The organism is Devosia elaeis (assembly GCF_001650025.1).
Lineage (GTDB): Bacteria > Pseudomonadota > Alphaproteobacteria > Rhizobiales > Devosiaceae > Devosia > Devosia elaeis.
The window spans coordinates 1-15,801 of sequence record NZ_LVVY01000057.1; the positions used below are offsets into that span (position 1 = coordinate 1).

The following is a 15,801-nucleotide window of genomic DNA, read 5'->3' on the forward strand; positions in this document are numbered from 1 at the left end:
CGACAAGGCATTCGCCTAACCATCCACGGTTGCTCGACCGAGGGCGTTTGCGATAGACCCAAAAACAAAGAACCCTCGAGTCACGCCCGAGGGTGACGACCCCGATTGGGTTTGATGCCCTTAAAGCAGGCCACCTTGAGCTGGAATCGCAGCTCCATCGCCTCCCTCCCCCTTGAGGGGAGGGAGTGAGGGTGGGGGTCCATCAGTGGATCACCGCACGACCCCCTCCCCATCCCTCCCCTCAAGGGGGACGGTGCCGGGCGGTATATGAGACGCAATACTGCCCCACACTGGATGCGGCACCTCCCCCTTGACGGCGGAGGATGGGAGGGGGTGCCGGCAAGCACGATAGATTGGGCCATAAGCTATAGGCCCCCGTTAACTACGAGGCCGCAAACGGAGGTTCCCGCTTTCGCGGGAATGACTCCGTGGGCGAGAAGCGTAACCACGCCCGCTACCCCTCCGAGCGCAGGATTTTTTCCATTGCCTTGCCCCTGGCCAGTTCGTCGATCAGCTTGTCGAGATAGCGGATTTCCCGCATGGTCGGGTCCTCGATATCCTCGACGCGCACGCCGCAGACCACGCCCTTGATCAGCGCCCGGGCCGGGTTGAGCCGGGGCGCCTGGGCGAAGAAAGTCTCCAGGTTGACGTCGTCGGCCAGGGCGGCCTCGAAACTCTGTCGGCTATGGCCGGTGAGCCAGAGGATGATCTCGTCCACCTCCGCCCGGCTGCGGCCCTTGTTCTCCGCCTTGGCGATATAGAGCGGATAGACCTTGGCCATGCTGATCGCATAAATCCGATGTGCCATGGGCAGGCTCCTTTCGGTGCTCGGGCCTCGTCAGGCCGGTGTTCACATTATCCCGATCTTTGTCTTTTTGACATGCGCTACGGCGAGGGAGGCGCTATTCACCCTAGAACAAAGGATGAACAAAATGGCCACCCTGACGCTGACCCGCAAACTCGCCATTCTGGCCGATGCCGCCAAATACGATGCGTCCTGCGCCTCCAGCGGCAGCGAGAAGCGCGATTCGGCCGGCAGCGCCGGCATCGGCTCCACCGAGGGCCACGGCATCTGCCATTCCTATGCGCCGGACGGGCGCTGCATCAGCCTGCTGAAACTGCTGCTCACCAATTTCTGCATCTATGATTGCGCCTATTGCATCAACCGCTCCTCCTCCAACGTGCAGCGGGCGCGCTTCTCGGTCGAGGAGGTGGTGCGGCTGACGCTGGACTTTTACGCCCGCAATTACATCGAGGGTCTGTTCCTCTCCTCGGGCATCATCCGTTCGCCCGATTACACGATGGAGCAGATGGTGCGGGTGGCGCGCAGCCTGCGCGAAGAGCATCTTTTCGCCGGCTATATCCATCTCAAGATTATTCCCAACGCGGCGCCCGAATTGCTGATCGAGGCGGGGCGCTGGGCCGATCGGCTTTCCACCAATATCGAATTGCCCACCGATAATGCGCTGGAGAAATTGGCGCCGGAAAAGCGCCCTTCGGAAATCCGCACCGCCATGGCGCGGCTGCGCGGCCGGCTCGAAGCCGCCGCGCCGGACAAGGGCGCGCGGGCCAGGCCGGAAAAGTTCGCGCCGGCCGGGCAATCGACGCAGATGATCATCGGAGCCGACGGCGCCAATGATGCCGCCATCCTCACTCGCGCGGCCGGGCTCTATTCCGGCTACCAGCTGCGGCGGGTCTATTATTCGGCCTTTTCGCCCATCCCCGATGCCTCCTCGCGCCTCCCGTTGCGGCCGCCGCCGCTGTTGCGCGAGCATCGGTTGTACCAGGCCGATTGGCTCATCCGCTTCTATGGGTTCGAGGTGCCCGAAATCGTCGCCGGCGGGGAGGGGGGCGATCTCGACCTCGGCATCGACCCCAAGCTCGCCTGGGCGCTGAAACACCGGCATGCCTTCCCCGTCGATATCAATCGTGCCGAGCGCGAAATGCTGCTGCGCGTGCCCGGCCTCGGCATCAATGCGGTCAACCGCCTCCTGGCCGCGCGCCGCCATCATCGGTTGCGGCTCGAGGACGTGGCGCGGCTCACCGCGTCCATCGCCAAGGTGCGGCCCTTCATCGCCGCCGCGGATTGGTCGCCGGGCGGATTGATCGACCAAGCCCGCCTGCGCCAGAAGCTGGCGCCGCCGCCAGAGCAATTGGCGCTGTTCTGATGCATCTGGTCCGCCTGTATCGACCGAACGATTTCGACGAATGGCGGCGCCACGCCCGGGGCCTGATCGCGGCCGGCATTGCGCCCGCCGACATTGCCTGGCGCTATGGAAACGATGGATATGAATTGTTCGATGAGGGCGAATTATTGCCCGCCGCGACCGGGGCGGTCGGCACGGTGCCGCGCCTTTTCATCGAGCGCGCGCAATTGGCGATCCAGCATTCGGACCCCGTTCGCTTCTCGCTTCTCTATCGCCTGCTCTGGCGACAGCGTTATGCTAACCATTTGCTCGATGATGCCACTGATAAGGATAACAGTCTGCTCACCAGATTGGTCTCGGGGGTACGTCGCGACAGTCACAAGATGAAGGCTTTCGTGCGGTTCCGCAAAGTGGTGGACGGGGCGGGAAAGGCGCGGTTTCTCGCCTGGTTCGAGCCTGAGCATTTCACGCTCGAAGCCACCGCCCCCTTCTTCGCCCGCCGCTTCGCCGGCATGCATTGGGTCATCGTCACGCCCTATGCAAGTGCTTGGTGGGACACGAAAAATCTCCACTTCGGCCCCGGCGGTCGCAAGAGCGATATCCCCGCCGAAGACGCTGTGGAGACCGATTGGAACACCTATTACCGCGCGATCTTCAATCCGGCCCGGCTCAAGGTTTCGATGATGAAATCGGAGATGCCGGTCAAATATTGGCGCAACCTCCCCGAGGCGGCCAACATTGCTCCTATGATCCGCAACGCCAAGGCCATGGAGCAGGACATGATCGCCCGCGCCGCCACCCAACCACCGCCCCGGCATCTGCGCCGCAAGCCGGAGTCGGACGAGGATATCGAGGAAATTCAATCGCTTGCCGATGCGAGGGCGGCCGTCCAGGGCTGCCGTCGTTGCCCGCTTTACGAGCATGCGACCCAGGCCGTGTTCGGCGAAGGGCCCGAGCGGGCCGATGTCATGTTCGTCGGCGAGCAGCCGGGCGACCAGGAGGATCTCCAGGGCCGGCCCTTTGTCGGCCCCGCCGGGCAAGTGCTTGACGATGTTATAGAAAAGGTCGGTATCGATCGCCGCCGCGTCTATGTCACCAATGCGGTCAAGCATTTCAAGTTCACCCCGCGAGGCAAGCGCCGCATCCACCAGCGCCCCGGTGGCGGGGAAATCCAGGCCTGCAAGTTCTGGCTCGGGCTGGAAATCGGCTTCGTCCGCCCCAAGGTCATCGTCGCGCTCGGCGCCACGGCGGCGCAGAGTCTCATCGGCAAGGCCAGCATCACCATCAGCAAGCTCCGGGGCGAGCCGATCCAAATGCCTGACGGCATTGTGCTTTTCGTCACCAATCATCCTTCCTACCTGCTGCGCATCCCCGATGCGGAGGGCAAAAGGCGGGAGCGCGCCAAGTTCGAAGCGGACCTGGTCCTGGTGCGCGAAACGATGGCGGAACTGGAAAAGTCCGCCGCCCCTTCCGGTGACGCTTGACAGGGCAAGGCGACCAACCTTAGTAAAGCGCGCACCGGCCCCAGGGTCGGCAGCCCTTTGGGGCGGAGTAGCTCAGTTGGTTAGAGCAGTGGAATCATAATCCATGTGTCGGGGGTTCAAATCCCTCCTCCGCTACCACCGCTCCACACACCATTCATGTGGAGCGACGAGGACGGTTCTTCCCTACCATCGATCTCCCGCCGTCATGGCGGGGTTTAATCCCCCCGATCGGCAAAATCAGGCGGGCATTTGGTTGGACCATTCGGCCAATAGAACTTGTCTTAAATTATCATGTTATAGAAAATTCCGCTATTTTCTTGCCACGTCGCGGCATTCTTTCGCGCCATCCTGCCATCTCCTGAACAAAATTTCCGTCTGCCCCTAGACGCCGATCAAATTGGCCGGGATATTGGGTTCGTGATCACGAACCAAGGGAGTGTGCAGTGGACGTCGACGAGAACAAGAACCCGACCAGACGGGAATTTCTGTCCATGGTCGGTGCCGTCGGCGGCGCAGCGGTTATGTATCAGGCGATGGGGATGATGGGTCTGGCGCAAGCCTCGCCCTATTCGGGTCCCATCAAGCTTGACGACGCGCCGGCCGGAACCAAGGTGCTGGTGCTGGGCGCCGGTATTGCCGGCATGGTCGCGGCAATGGAACTTCGCGATGCCGGTTATGAAGTGGAAGTGCTGGAATATCGGGGCGTAGCCGGCGGTCGCTGCTGGACGCTGCGCGCAGGCGATACCTATGAGGAACTCGGCGGCGCGGTGCAGAAGGTCGATTTTGCCGAGGGCAATTACTTCAATCCCGGTCCCTGGCGCGTGCCCTACAACCATTATGGGATTCTCGACTATTGCCGTCGTCTGGACGTCGAGCTGGAAGCGCTCATCCAGATCAACAACATGGCCTATGTGCACTCGACCAAGGCCTTCGACGGTAAGCCGGTGCGCTACCGCGAAATCAATTCGGACTTCCGCGGGCATATCTCCGATCTGCTCTCGAAGGTGACCAATCAGGGCGCGCTGGACGACGTGCTGTCCGAAGAGGACAAGGCCAATCTTCTCGCGGGCCTGCGCACTTTCGGCGCCCTGAACTCCGACAATCAATATGTGTCGGGCAATGCGGCCAGCGGCCGGCGCGGCTACGAGCGTCCGCCGGGCGGCGGCGTCGACGGCGCCCCGATCGCCAATGAAGTGCTGGATGTCTCCACCCTGCTCAGCTCGGGTCTGTGGAGCCGCCTGGCCACCAGCGAATCGCTGAACAGCTCGATGCCCATCTTCCAGCCGAAGGGTGGCATGGACATGATTGCGCGCGCCATGGCCGCCAATCTGGGCGATCTGGTGAAATATGAAAAGCGCGTCACCCAGATTCGCCAGGACGAGACTGGCGTCACCGTCGTCTATGAAGACATGGCCAATGATGGCGCGGAAGTGACCACCGCGGCCGATTATGCGGTGTGCACCATTCCCTTCTCCATCCTGAGCCAGATCGACCACGACTTCTCCGGACCGCTTTCGTCGGTCATCTCGACCATGTCCTACAATACCTCGATCAAGGTCGGCCTGGAGTTCAATCGCCGGTTCTGGGAGGAAGACGAGCACATCTATGGCGGGACCACCTACACGGATCTGCCGATTTCTCAGATTTCGTATCCTTCGAACGATTATCTGTCCAAGAAGCCCGGCGTGCTTCTCGGTGCCTATTCGTGGGGCGCTACTGCCTATCAGTTCTCCTCGATGCCGCCCGAAGAGCGCGTCAGCCGCGCGCTCGAATATGGCAGCCAGATCCATCCGCAGATGACGGAGGAATTCAAGGCGGGTGTTGCCGTTGCCTGGCATCGCGTGCCCTGGACCTTGGGCTGCTATGGCGCATGGCAGGACAAGGACGCGCAATATGCGGACGGGGTGGCGATGGATCGCCGGATCGTCTGTGCCGGCGAGCACTTGTCCTATCTGCCCGCCTGGATGGAAGGCGCCGTCCTTTCCTCGCTCGATGCAATCGGCCGCCTTCATCAGGCCGCAACCGGCAATGCAGGGAACTGAATCATGCGCGTTATGACAATCCTCGCCGCTTCCGTTTGGCTGCTGGCCGGCTCTGCCTTTGCGCAGGACGCCGCACCGACCGCCGAAGTCGATGACAGCAAGGCATGGTTCGAAAGCTCGTCCGTGCTGACGCAAAAGACCGGGCAGGGCGTATACAACGCCATCTGTGCCAGCTGTCACATGCCCGAAGGGGAAGGCGCCGTGGGCGCGGGCGCTTATCCGGCGCTCGCGAACAATGAAATGCTCGAATTCCCCGATTATGCGGTCTATCTGATCGTCCATGGCAGCGGCGCGATGCCGCCGCTTGGTGGCGTCCTCAACGACCAGCAGATTGCCGATGTCGTGAATTATATCCGCACGCATTTCGGCAACGACTACCCGGACGAGCCGGCGACGGCGGAAATGGTTGCCGACACCCGGTAATCAGACCTGCCCGGCGCGCCCAGATGGTGTGCCGGGCTTTTTTCAACAACTAGGAAGATCGATGAAGAAATTTGTCCTGGCCCTTGGGCTGTCCATGCTGATGGCTGGCGGAACCCAAGCTGAAGTCGTTCGCCATACCACTCCCGGATCCAATTTCCCCATCCTCCGCGCCGTCGAAATCCCTGCGGATGCGACGCTGGTCTATCTCAGCGGTGTCGTTCCCGGCGTCACCAATAGCGAGGCGCCCGAAGGGTCGGCCGAAGCCTTTGGCAATACCGAAGCGCAGACCGTCTCGGTGTTGGAACGCATCGAAAGCAATCTTGAAGCCATCGGCCTGACCATGGGCGATGTGGTCAAGATGCAGGTCTATCTGGTGGCCGACGAGAGCGGCTCCATGGACTTTTCCGGCTTCATGAACGGCTATGTGCAGTTCTTTGCGACCGAAGAGCAGCCGAACATGCCGACGCGGTCGGTCTTCGAAGTTGCGGGCCTGGCCAATCCTAACTGGCTTGTCGAAATCGAAGTTGTCGCCGTGCGCGAATAGCGGCACGATTCCGTTTTTTGAAGGCCAGCGGCGCGGATGCGTGCCGCTGGCCTTCTGTTGTCCGCGTCCCGACGCGTTAGGCCGTCAGGTCGCGGAGGGCCTGGGCCACTTCTTCGGCTTCGCCCGGGTGCAGATTGCAGGGATCGAGCCAGAATAGACCGCGATCCACCTGGTGGCCGCGAACCATGATCGGACGGGGCCTCGCTGCCAGTGCTTGCGCCAGCTCGCGGGCCGAAGTGCCGCCTTCCGCCGTGACGCGGATTTCGAGCCTTTCGAGAGGATTGCCGGTGGGATCGGGGACGATTTCGGCCTTGATGCCTGGGACGCTGGCCAGGCAGGCGCGCCACAATTCCAGGGCGACCCGCTCTTTTCCGCGAATGCCGGCGTGGTCGCGGACTTGCCAGGCATCGAGGGCGGCGATAAGGCCGGCAATGCTTTCCTTGCCCACCTTCATGGCCCGGCCGAGGCCGTTGTTCTGCAGGCGGCAGGCCGCGACCAGGTCCGCTCGGCCGGCGACGATTCCCGAGGTCGGTCCGCCGAGAAACTTGTGACCACTATAGATGACGAGATCCGCTCCGGCGGCGAGAAAGCCCGTGAGGTCATATTCGGAGGCGGCATCGACGATGACCGGCAGGTTGCGCGCGTGGACGAGCGCGGTGAATTCGCGCAGGCCAAGCCTGCCGGACTGTGCGGCGCTGTGGGAGACGACGAACAACCCGGCCGCGGTGCGGTCGGTGATGGCGTCGGCCACCTGGCCGTTCGTGACCTCGTGGTCGGCTCCGCAGAGAACCGGCGTTGCCCCCGCCATGCGCGCGGCTTGCGAGATCGCGTTTCCGTAATTCACGTCATGGCCGCGCTGGATGACGATTTCGGTTCTGAGGCCGTTCGTATCGAGCGGCAGGCGCTGGACGGCATGGAGGTTCTCGCCGGTCATCGCCGCAGCAACTGCAATGACGATCCCTGCCGCGGCCGATGCGGTGACGAAACCCGCTTCTGCGCCGGTGGCGCGGGCGATCGCGGCGCCGGCCTTGTGGTGAAGCTCTTCGATTTCGACGAATTCAGGCGCAATGGCGGACATGGCCGCTATGGCCTCGGGCACGATGATCGAGGCGCCCAAGGCCGTCATGGTGCCGCTGACATTGATGATGGGGCGCAGGCCGAGCGCCTGCCGCCCATAGGGGGTGTCTCCCATCGGTCCGCTCACAGCCGGCGATTGCGGGCCGAGCGCATATGTTCCACGATATGGCGGCCAGAGCCGAGAATGTGGGCGCGCACCGCCTCGGCGGCTCCGTCGGCGTCATGCGCCTTGATTTTCTCGATGATCAGGCGATGCTCGACCAGGATTTCCTTGCGCCGGACCATGGAATAGGGGAAGCGCCGGGCAATGGCACGCAGGATTTCGCGGTGCCGCCACCAGAGATCGGCGGCATGGCGGTTGTAATGCCCGTCATAGACGATCTGGTGGAAGCGCGTGTCGAGTTCGGAATGACGGAGCGGGTCTTCGAAGCCAAGCGCCTCGATTTCATCCTGCACCGCTTCCAGCCGCTTGATCGCTTCGTCCGTGGCGATGCCGACGAACCATGCCGTCAGATAGGGCTCGATCAGCGCCTCGACCTCATAGATGTCGCGCGCGAATTCTTCGTCGATGGGACGGACCCGGGCGCCCCTGTTGGGGGTGATGACGACGAAGCCTTCGCCCCGCAATTGCTGCAGCGCCTCGCGCACCGGGTTGGTGCTGGTGCCATAGCGTCCTGCCAGGGCAGTTACTTTCAGCCTTTGATTGGCCTCCAGCCGTCCCTCGAGGATGTCGTGCAATATCTGTTCATAGATGCTCGCGTCCGGCCCCGGCTCGGCGTCCAGCAATATCGATGGCGGCTGTGTGGTGATGGCGCTCATAGCTTAGCTCTAAGCGAATCTTCGTCCGACGCCAATTGCAAAAATGTACTTCGATATTGACAGATAATGTACAATCTGGAATGCATCGCGTATCGGCTCGTCCAGAAGGCCGACAAGGAGCATTGGGGGAAACCGGCTTTTCTCCTGTCACCATCGTCACTTTTCGAACCCCGGCCGCATGCGGCCGGCGGAGGAGGAACCATGTCTGTAAAGATGGCCAGGCGCAGTCTGGCAAAGCTGGCGCTCGCATCGTTGGCTGGCGCTTTGATGGCGTCCAGCTCGATCGCATGGGCGCAGGATTTCGGTCAGGCTCCGATGCTGGACGCTGCCGTCCAGTCGGGTGAGCTGCCACCGGTGGAAGAGCGGCTTCCCGCCAATCCCTATGTCGAGACCATGGTCGACGGCATCGGACAATATGGCGGCACGCTGCGCACCACCATTCTGGCCAATGGCGACCATTACAACCTGACCCGCACTATCGCCAACGAGCTGCTGGTGCGCTGGACGCCGGACTGGACGCAGGTCGTGCCTTCGCTGGCCGAGGAAGTGACGGCGTCGGACGACGCCACCACCTATACGTTCAGGCTGCGCGAGGGGCTTAAATGGTCCGATGGCGCGCCCTTCACCGTCGACGATATCATGTTCTGGTACGAGGACGTGTTCTCGAATCCTGCGCTGACGCCGGACAAGAACCCGATCTTCGTGGTCGGCGGCAAGCCTGTGGTCGTCACCAAGATTGACGAGAACACGGTCGAGTTCAAATTCGACTCGCCCTATGGCCTGTTCCTGCAGCAACTGGCCTATGGCCAGGGACATCTGCCGATCATCTACCCCAAGCATTATCTCAGCCAGTTCCACGAGAAGTACAACGCGGACGGCATTCCGGCCCTGCTTCAGGGCAATGCGACGGCTTCCGACTGGGTCTCGCTGTTCAATTCCAAGGTCTCGGTCAGCTTCCAGCCGGCCTATTGGCAGAACCTCGAGCTACCCACGCTCAACCCCTATGTGCTGACCGTACCCTATGCGGACAGCGACCGGGTAGAGGCGATACGCAACCCCTATTACTGGAAGGTCGATACCGACGGGAACCAGCTTCCCTATATCGACCGGGTGACCTGGGCCAAGCTCGACGATCCGCAGCTCATGCTCCTGCGCATGACGGCCGGCGAGCTCGACTTCGCGTTCCGCCACATCAACAATTCGACCTACAAGTCGGTGCTGTTCGATGGCCAGGAATCGGGCAATTACCATTTCGTGGACGTCAAGGACCTTCCGGCCAACGACGCGACGCTTTTGCTCAATCTCAATGTCGAAGATCCGATCAAGAACGAGATCTTCAACAACAAGGATTTCCGCATCGCGCTGAGCCACGCCATCAACCGGCAGGAAATCATCGACCTCGTCTATGTGGGGCAGGGCGCTCCGTCCCAGGTTGCCCCGCAGCCTGAGCACGAGCTTTACAACGAGGAAATGTCCACCCAGTACACCGAGTACGATCCGGACCTGGCCAACCAGATGCTGGACGAGATCATGCCGGAAAAGGACGGGCAAGGCTTCCGCCTCGGGCCGGACGGCAACCGCTTCACCATCAATTTCATGGTGGCTGACGTGTTCGGCCTGTCCTACCCGGACATCATGCAGATGGTGCAGCAATATGCTGCCGATGTGGGTATCGACATCCAGATCCGCACCACCGATCGCGCGCGCCTCAATACGATGTGGTACGCCAACGAACAGGACGCCTATATCTGGAACTGCGTGGGCGGGCTTTCCGAGGCCTATACCGATGTGCGCTGCTATATCCCGTTCCAGAAGGCGGATATCTTCATCGCCTCGAAGTGGTCCGAATGGTATTCCGACCCGGCAGCGGGTGAAGAGCCTCCCCAGCGCGTCAAGGATGCCTATGCCGCCTATGATGCCGTGAAGGCTGCGGTGACCGATGAGGATCGCCTGGCCAAAATGAAGGAATTCCTCGCCATCAGCGCGGACAATCTCTTCACCATCGGCATCTCCCGGCCCATGCCCAAATACATGCTGGTCAACAACGACATCAAGAATGTTGTCCAGGGCATCCCGATCACCGGCAATCTCTGGCATCCGGCGCCAACGCTGAGCCAGTGGTATTTCGACCGGGACTAATCAGGCTCCTCCCAGCCTAAAGGGGTGGCGTGCGCGCCGCCCCGCTCCCTTCTTACTTCATTCCAAAGCTGGAGACGGCGTTGATCGGCTTCATCCTGAAACGGCTGCTATATGCGATCCCGACGCTGATCGCCGTTTCCATCGTCGCGTTCATTATTATCCAATTGCCGCCCGGCGACTATCTTTCCACTTTGATGGCCGACCTCGCCAGCCAGGGCGGCGCGGTGGAAGAGGGAACCGTTGCGGCTCTGCGCGAGCGCTTCGGCCTCGATCAACCCATCTATGTGCAGTATTGGAAATGGGTGTCCAACATCGTCATGTATGGCGATTTCGGCATCTCCTTCGAGCTCAACCGTCCGGTGACGGAAGTGATCTGGGGCCGGCTGGGCTTCTCGTTCCTCCTCGCCATCCTGACCCTCTGCTTCATCTGGGCTCTGGCCATTCCGGTGGGCATCATCTCGGCGGTCCGCCAATATTCCATCACCGATTACAGCGTCACCTTCTTCGCCTTCTTCATGCTCGCCGTGCCCGATTTCCTGCTGGCGCTGGTATCGATGTATGTACTCTCGACCTATTTCGGGCAGAGCGTGGGCGGCCTGTTCTCGCCGGAATTTGCCGATGCGCCGTGGAGCCTGGCGCGCCTCTGGGACTTCGCCAAGCATGTCTGGCTGCCGGTCTTCGTCATCGGCATTGGCAGCTTTGCCGCGCTGGTGCGCATCATGCGGGCCAACCTGCTCGATGAGCTTCACCGCCCCTACGTGACTACGGCCCGCGCCAAGGGCATGTCGGAGCTCGAATTGCTGCTGCGCTATCCGGTGCGCATGGCGCTCAACCCCCTGATCTCGACGCTGGGCTGGATCCTGCCTGCCGTCGTCTCCGGCGAGATTATCGTCTCGGTGGTGATGAGCCTGCCCACGACCGGCCCGCTGCTGCTGCGGGCGCTGCTCTCGCAGGACATGTATCTGGCCGGTTCGCTGATCCTGCTGATCTCGGTGCTAACCGTCATCGGCACCATCATCTCCGACATCCTTCTGGCCATCGCCGACCCCCGGATTCGCCTGCAATGACCACAGAACCAACCCAATTGCCCGCATCGGGCCTCGATCATGCCGTCGTCGACCCCGGCAATGCCAAGGTTGCCGTCGCCGGCCAGTGGACGCTGTTCTGGCTCAAGTTCAAGAAGCATCGCCTGGCCGTCGTCTGCCTGTTCGTGGTGATGTTCCTCTATCTGGTCGCCGCGCTCGCCGATTTCATAGCGCCTTACGATCCCAACCAGACCAATGCGCGCTTCACCTACGCACCGCCCCAAGCCTTGGGCTTTGTCATTGACGGACAATTCGCGCCGCATGTCGACGGGCTTTCCATGGAGCTCAACACCGAATCCATGCGCCGCGTGTTTACGCCGGACCCGGAGGCGCCGGTGCGTATCGGCTTCTTCGTCGAAACGGCGCCCTACAACCTCATGGGGTTCATCCCCATGCAGCACAAGCTGATCGGCCTGCTCGATCCGTCGCCCGGTGCCTCGATGTATCTGTTCGGCGCCGACCGGCTGGGCCGCGATATCTTCTCGCGCGTCGTGCACGGCGCGCGCATTTCGCTCTCCATCGGCCTGGTCGGGGTATTCCTGAGCCTGATCCTGGGCGTCGCCATTGGCGGTATTTCCGGCTTTTTCGGCGGCGTGGTCGATACGGTCATTCAGCGTGTGATCGAGTTCCTGCGCTCCATTCCAACCATCCCGCTCTGGATGGGGCTGGCCGCAGCCATTCCGCTCTCCTGGCCGCCATTGCAGACCTATTTCGTCATTACTCTGATTGTCTCGCTCCTGGGCTGGACATCGCTGGCGCGGCAGGTGCGCGGCAAGTTCCTGTCCCTGCGTAACGAAGATTTCGTCACCGCCGCCCGTCTCGACGGGATGAGCGAGATTGGCATCATCTTCAATCACCTCGTCCCCTCGTTCATGAGCCACATCATCGCCACGCTGACGCTGGCCATTCCCACGATGATCCTGGCGGAAACGGCTCTCTCCTTCCTCGGCATCGGCCTGCAGCCGCCGATCGTGTCCTGGGGAACGCTGTTGCAGGAGGCGCAGAATATCCGCGCGGTTTCGCAGGCGCCCTGGCTGCTGCTGACGCCCGCCGCCGCCATTGTCATCTCGATCCTGAGCCTCAATTTCCTCGGCGACGGACTGCGCGATGCCGCCGACCCCTATGAGACGCACTGATGAATAATCCCGCTCCGTCTTCGCCGGTCCTTTCCGTCCGCAACCTCGCCGTCGAGTTTCCCACGCGCACCAATGTGGTGAAGGCCGTCGATGACGTGTCCTTCGAGCTCTATCGTGGCAAGACGCTGTGCGTCGTGGGTGAAAGCGGCTCGGGCAAGTCGGTTTCGGCGCGCTCCGTGCTGCAGATCGTCGACCGGCCCGGCCGTATCGTCGGCGGCGAAATGATGCTGACCCGACCCGATGGCAGCAGCGTCGACATCGCCAAGCTCGATCCGCGTGGCAAGGCCGTCCGCGCCATTCGCGGCCGGGAGATCGCCATGATCTTCCAGGAGCCGATGTCCTCGCTCTCGCCCATCCACAAGGTCGGCGACCAGATCGGAGAAACGCTGCGCATCCATTTCGGGATGAAGAAGGCCGAACGGCGCGAGCGGGTGATCGAACTGCTCCGCCAGGTCGAAATCCCCAATCCCGAAAAGGCCATCGACCGCTATACGTTCGAATTTTCCGGCGGCATGCGGCAGCGCGTCATGATCGCCATGGCTTTGGCGTGCAATCCTTCGCTGCTGATCGCCGACGAGCCGACCACAGCGCTCGACGTCACCACGCAGGCGGAAATCCTGGCGCTGATCAAGCGTCTGCAGGTCGAAACCGGCATGGCCGTCCTGTTCATCACCCACGATATGGGCGTGGTGGCCGAAATCGCCGACGAAGTGCTGGTCATGTATCGCGGTAAGGTCATGGAACGCGGGCCGGTGGACCAGATCTTCCATGCGCCGCAGAACGACTATACTCGCATGCTCATCGGCTCAGTCGTCAAGCTCGAGAAGAAGGCTGAAATCCGCGTTGATCGCGAGCCTGTCGAAATGGCGCCCGATCTCCTGCTCGACGTGCGCAATCTCGGCCTCACCTTCCCAAGCGGCCTCAAGGCGGTGAACGATATTTCGCTGGCCGTTTCGCCGGGCGAAACGCTTGGCGTGGTCGGGGAGAGCGGCTCTGGCAAGACCACGATGGGGCGGTGCCTGCTGCGGGTCTACGATGCTCAGGAAGGCGTGATCAATTTCCGCCGCGCCGATGGCTCGGTGGTGGATGTCCGCACCGCCCAGGGCGAAGATTTGCGCTCGGTGCGCCGTGAAATCCGGATGATCTTCCAGGACCCCGTTGGCTCGCTCAATCCGCGCAAGACGGTGGCCGACATCATTGCCGAACCCCTGAAGCTGGCCAGGCTCGCCAAGGGCAAGGAACTGGACGAGCGCGTCGCCGCTTTGATGGAGCAGGTCGGCCTCGACCCGGCCTGGCGCGAACGCTATCCGCACGCCTTTTCGGGCGGACAGCGCCAGCGCATCGGTATTGCCCGCGCCATTGCGGTCAAGCCGCGTCTCATCATCGCCGATGAGGCGACCTCAGCGCTCGACGTATCGCTGCGCAGCCAGATGCTCGACCTGATGATGAAACTGCAGGACGAGATGGGCCTCTCCTACATCTTCATTTCCCATGACATGTCGGTCATCCGCTACATGTGCGACCGCGTGGCAGTGATGTATCGCGGCAGGATCGTGGAAACCGGCAAGACCGAAGACGTCACGAGCGCCCCCCAGCATGCCTATACACAGGCCCTGCTTTCCGCCATTCCCAACCCCGATCCACGCGCCCGCCGCATGCAGGATCGTGTCCGCTATCAAGAGTCCGCATCGTGAAAATCACCGACATCAAGGTCATCGTCTGCTCGCCCGGACGCAATTTCGTCACGGTCAAGATCATGACCGACGAAGGCCTTTACGGCGTCGGTGACGCGACGCTCAATGGCCGCGAACTGGCGGTCGTGGCCTATCTCGAAGAGCATGTCATTCCCTGCCTGATCGGGCGCGATCCGCATCAGATCGAGGATATCTGGCAATATCTCTATCGCGGCGCCTATTGGCGGCGCGGCCCGGTGACCATGTGCGCGATTTCCGGCATCGACACCGCGCTCTGGGACATCAAGGCCAAGGCTGCGGGTATGCCGCTCTACCAGCTGCTGGGCGGTGCCTCGCGCGACAAGGTGCTTTGCTATACCCATGCCCAGGGCACCGACATCGCCGAATGCGTCGATGCGGTCGGTGCGAAGCTCGATCAGGGTTTCAAGGCAATCCGCTGCCAGACCGGTATTCCGGGACTGCCCAATGTCTATGGCACCGGCAAGTATGCCGTCACCACCAACGCGGCCGACGACGCCATGCCGCGCGAGGAAATGTGGTCGACCCCCAAATATCTCAACTACGCGCCCAAGCTGTTCGAGGCCGTGCGCAATGCCCATGGCGAAGACGTGCACCTGTTGCACGACACCCATCACCGCCTCACCCCCATCGAGGCGGCGCGGCTGGGCAAGGCCCTTGAGCCCTATAACCTCTTCTGGCTCGAAGACACGGTGGCGGCCGAATTGCAGGAAGGGTTCCGGCTGATCCGTCAGCACACCACCACGCCGCTGGCGGTGGGTGAGGTGTTCAACACGATCTGGGATGCGCGCCTGCTCATGGAAGAGCAGTTGATCGACTATATCCGCATGACCGTCGTGCATGCGGGGGGCATCACGCCGATGCGCCGGGTCATGGATTTTGCTTCGGTCTATGGTGTGCGCACCGGTTGCCATGGTGCCATGGACATGTCGCCGATCTGCCTCGGCGCTAATCTGCATCTCGATCTTTGGGCGCCCAATTTCGGCATCCAGGAATTCTCCGGCTACTTGCCGGAAATCCTGGACGTCTTCCCCAGCGCCTGGACACTGAATGACGGCAATCTGCATCCGGGCGAAGCCCATGGCCACGGCGTCGACATCGATGAAGACCTTGCCGCCAAATATCCCTACCAGCGCGCCTACCTGCCGGTGAACCGTCTCGAAGACGGAACGCTCTGGCACTGGTAGCAGCAT

At 62.0% G+C, this 15,801-nt stretch carries 13 protein-coding genes and 1 tRNA gene; 11 read left to right on the forward strand and 3 right to left on the reverse strand.

Going from position 1 to position 15,801, the window contains the following annotated elements:
- Positions 1-454: 454 nt before the first annotated feature.
- Positions 455-808, reverse strand: coding sequence for a DUF2200 domain-containing protein (locus A3840_RS01800; RefSeq protein WP_067450962.1), 354 nt, complete (start codon positions 806-808; stop codon positions 455-457).
- 124 nt (positions 809-932) lie between these two features.
- On the opposite strand from A3840_RS01800, the gene A3840_RS01805 reads away from it, so the two are divergent.
- The 6 genes from A3840_RS01805 to A3840_RS01830 all read left to right on the forward strand — a co-directional run bounded on the left by A3840_RS01805 (position 933) and on the right by A3840_RS01830 (position 6,640).
- Positions 933-2,168, forward strand: coding sequence for a putative DNA modification/repair radical SAM protein (locus A3840_RS01805; protein WP_067451051.1), 1,236 nt, complete (start codon positions 933-935; stop codon positions 2,166-2,168).
- Complete coding sequence (locus tag A3840_RS01810) at positions 2,168-3,631, forward strand: UdgX family uracil-DNA binding protein (protein WP_067450965.1); 1,464 nt, start codon at positions 2,168-2,170, stop codon at positions 3,629-3,631. Before A3840_RS01805 ends, A3840_RS01810 begins: the two co-directional genes overlap by 1 nt.
- Before the next feature lie 61 nt (positions 3,632-3,692).
- A tRNA-Met gene (locus A3840_RS01815) sits at positions 3,693-3,769 on the forward strand.
- Between the two features lie 305 nt (positions 3,770-4,074).
- Positions 4,075-5,673 carry an FAD-dependent oxidoreductase gene (locus tag A3840_RS01820; protein WP_342669880.1) on the forward strand — a complete coding sequence of 533 codons (1,599 nt, stop codon included), beginning with the start codon at positions 4,075-4,077 and terminating at the stop codon, positions 5,671-5,673.
- 12 nt (positions 5,674-5,685) lie between these two features.
- Positions 5,686-6,096, forward strand: coding sequence for a c-type cytochrome (locus A3840_RS01825; RefSeq protein WP_067450967.1), 411 nt, complete (start codon positions 5,686-5,688; stop codon positions 6,094-6,096).
- Positions 6,097-6,157: 61 nt separating this feature from the next.
- The gene (locus tag A3840_RS01830; protein ID WP_067450970.1) at positions 6,158-6,640 is read left to right on the forward strand and encodes a RidA family protein; all 483 of its coding nucleotides are present in this window, start codon (positions 6,158-6,160) and stop codon (positions 6,638-6,640) included.
- Between the two features lie 76 nt (positions 6,641-6,716).
- Here the strand turns inward: A3840_RS01830 and A3840_RS01835 are convergent, their stop codons facing one another.
- Both A3840_RS01835 and A3840_RS01840 read right to left on the reverse strand, forming a co-directional pair.
- Positions 6,717-7,832, reverse strand: a complete 1,116-nt coding sequence (locus A3840_RS01835; RefSeq protein ID WP_067450973.1) for an aminotransferase class V-fold PLP-dependent enzyme — start codon at positions 7,830-7,832, stop codon at positions 6,717-6,719.
- 8 nt (positions 7,833-7,840) lie between these two features.
- Positions 7,841-8,536, reverse strand: coding sequence for a GntR family transcriptional regulator (locus A3840_RS01840; RefSeq protein ID WP_067450976.1), 696 nt, complete (start codon positions 8,534-8,536; stop codon positions 7,841-7,843).
- A gap of 201 nt (positions 8,537-8,737) precedes the next feature.
- On the opposite strand from A3840_RS01840, the gene A3840_RS01845 reads away from it, so the two are divergent.
- The 5 genes from A3840_RS01845 (at position 8,738) to manD (ending at position 15,795) form a co-directional block, all read left to right on the forward strand.
- Positions 8,738-10,675, forward strand: coding sequence for an ABC transporter substrate-binding protein (locus tag A3840_RS01845; protein ID WP_067450979.1), 1,938 nt, complete (start codon positions 8,738-8,740; stop codon positions 10,673-10,675).
- 80 nt (positions 10,676-10,755) lie between these two features.
- On the forward strand, positions 10,756-11,742 hold the full coding sequence (locus A3840_RS01850) for an ABC transporter permease (RefSeq protein WP_067450983.1): 987 nt from the start codon (positions 10,756-10,758) through the stop codon (positions 11,740-11,742).
- Positions 11,739-12,896 carry an ABC transporter permease gene (locus A3840_RS01855; RefSeq protein WP_067450986.1) on the forward strand — a complete coding sequence of 386 codons (1,158 nt, stop codon included), beginning with the start codon at positions 11,739-11,741 and terminating at the stop codon, positions 12,894-12,896. Before A3840_RS01850 ends, A3840_RS01855 begins: the two co-directional genes overlap by 4 nt.
- Positions 12,896-14,590, forward strand: a complete 1,695-nt coding sequence (locus A3840_RS01860) for an ABC transporter ATP-binding protein (protein ID WP_067450989.1) — start codon at positions 12,896-12,898, stop codon at positions 14,588-14,590. Before A3840_RS01855 ends, A3840_RS01860 begins: the two co-directional genes overlap by 1 nt.
- Positions 14,587-15,795: a D-mannonate dehydratase ManD gene (gene manD / locus A3840_RS01865; RefSeq protein WP_067450992.1), complete on the forward strand. Its 1,209-nt coding sequence runs from the start codon at positions 14,587-14,589 to the stop codon at positions 15,793-15,795. The genes A3840_RS01860 and manD overlap by 4 nt, the downstream gene beginning before the upstream one ends.
- The last annotated feature ends 6 nt before the right edge of the window (positions 15,796-15,801 follow it).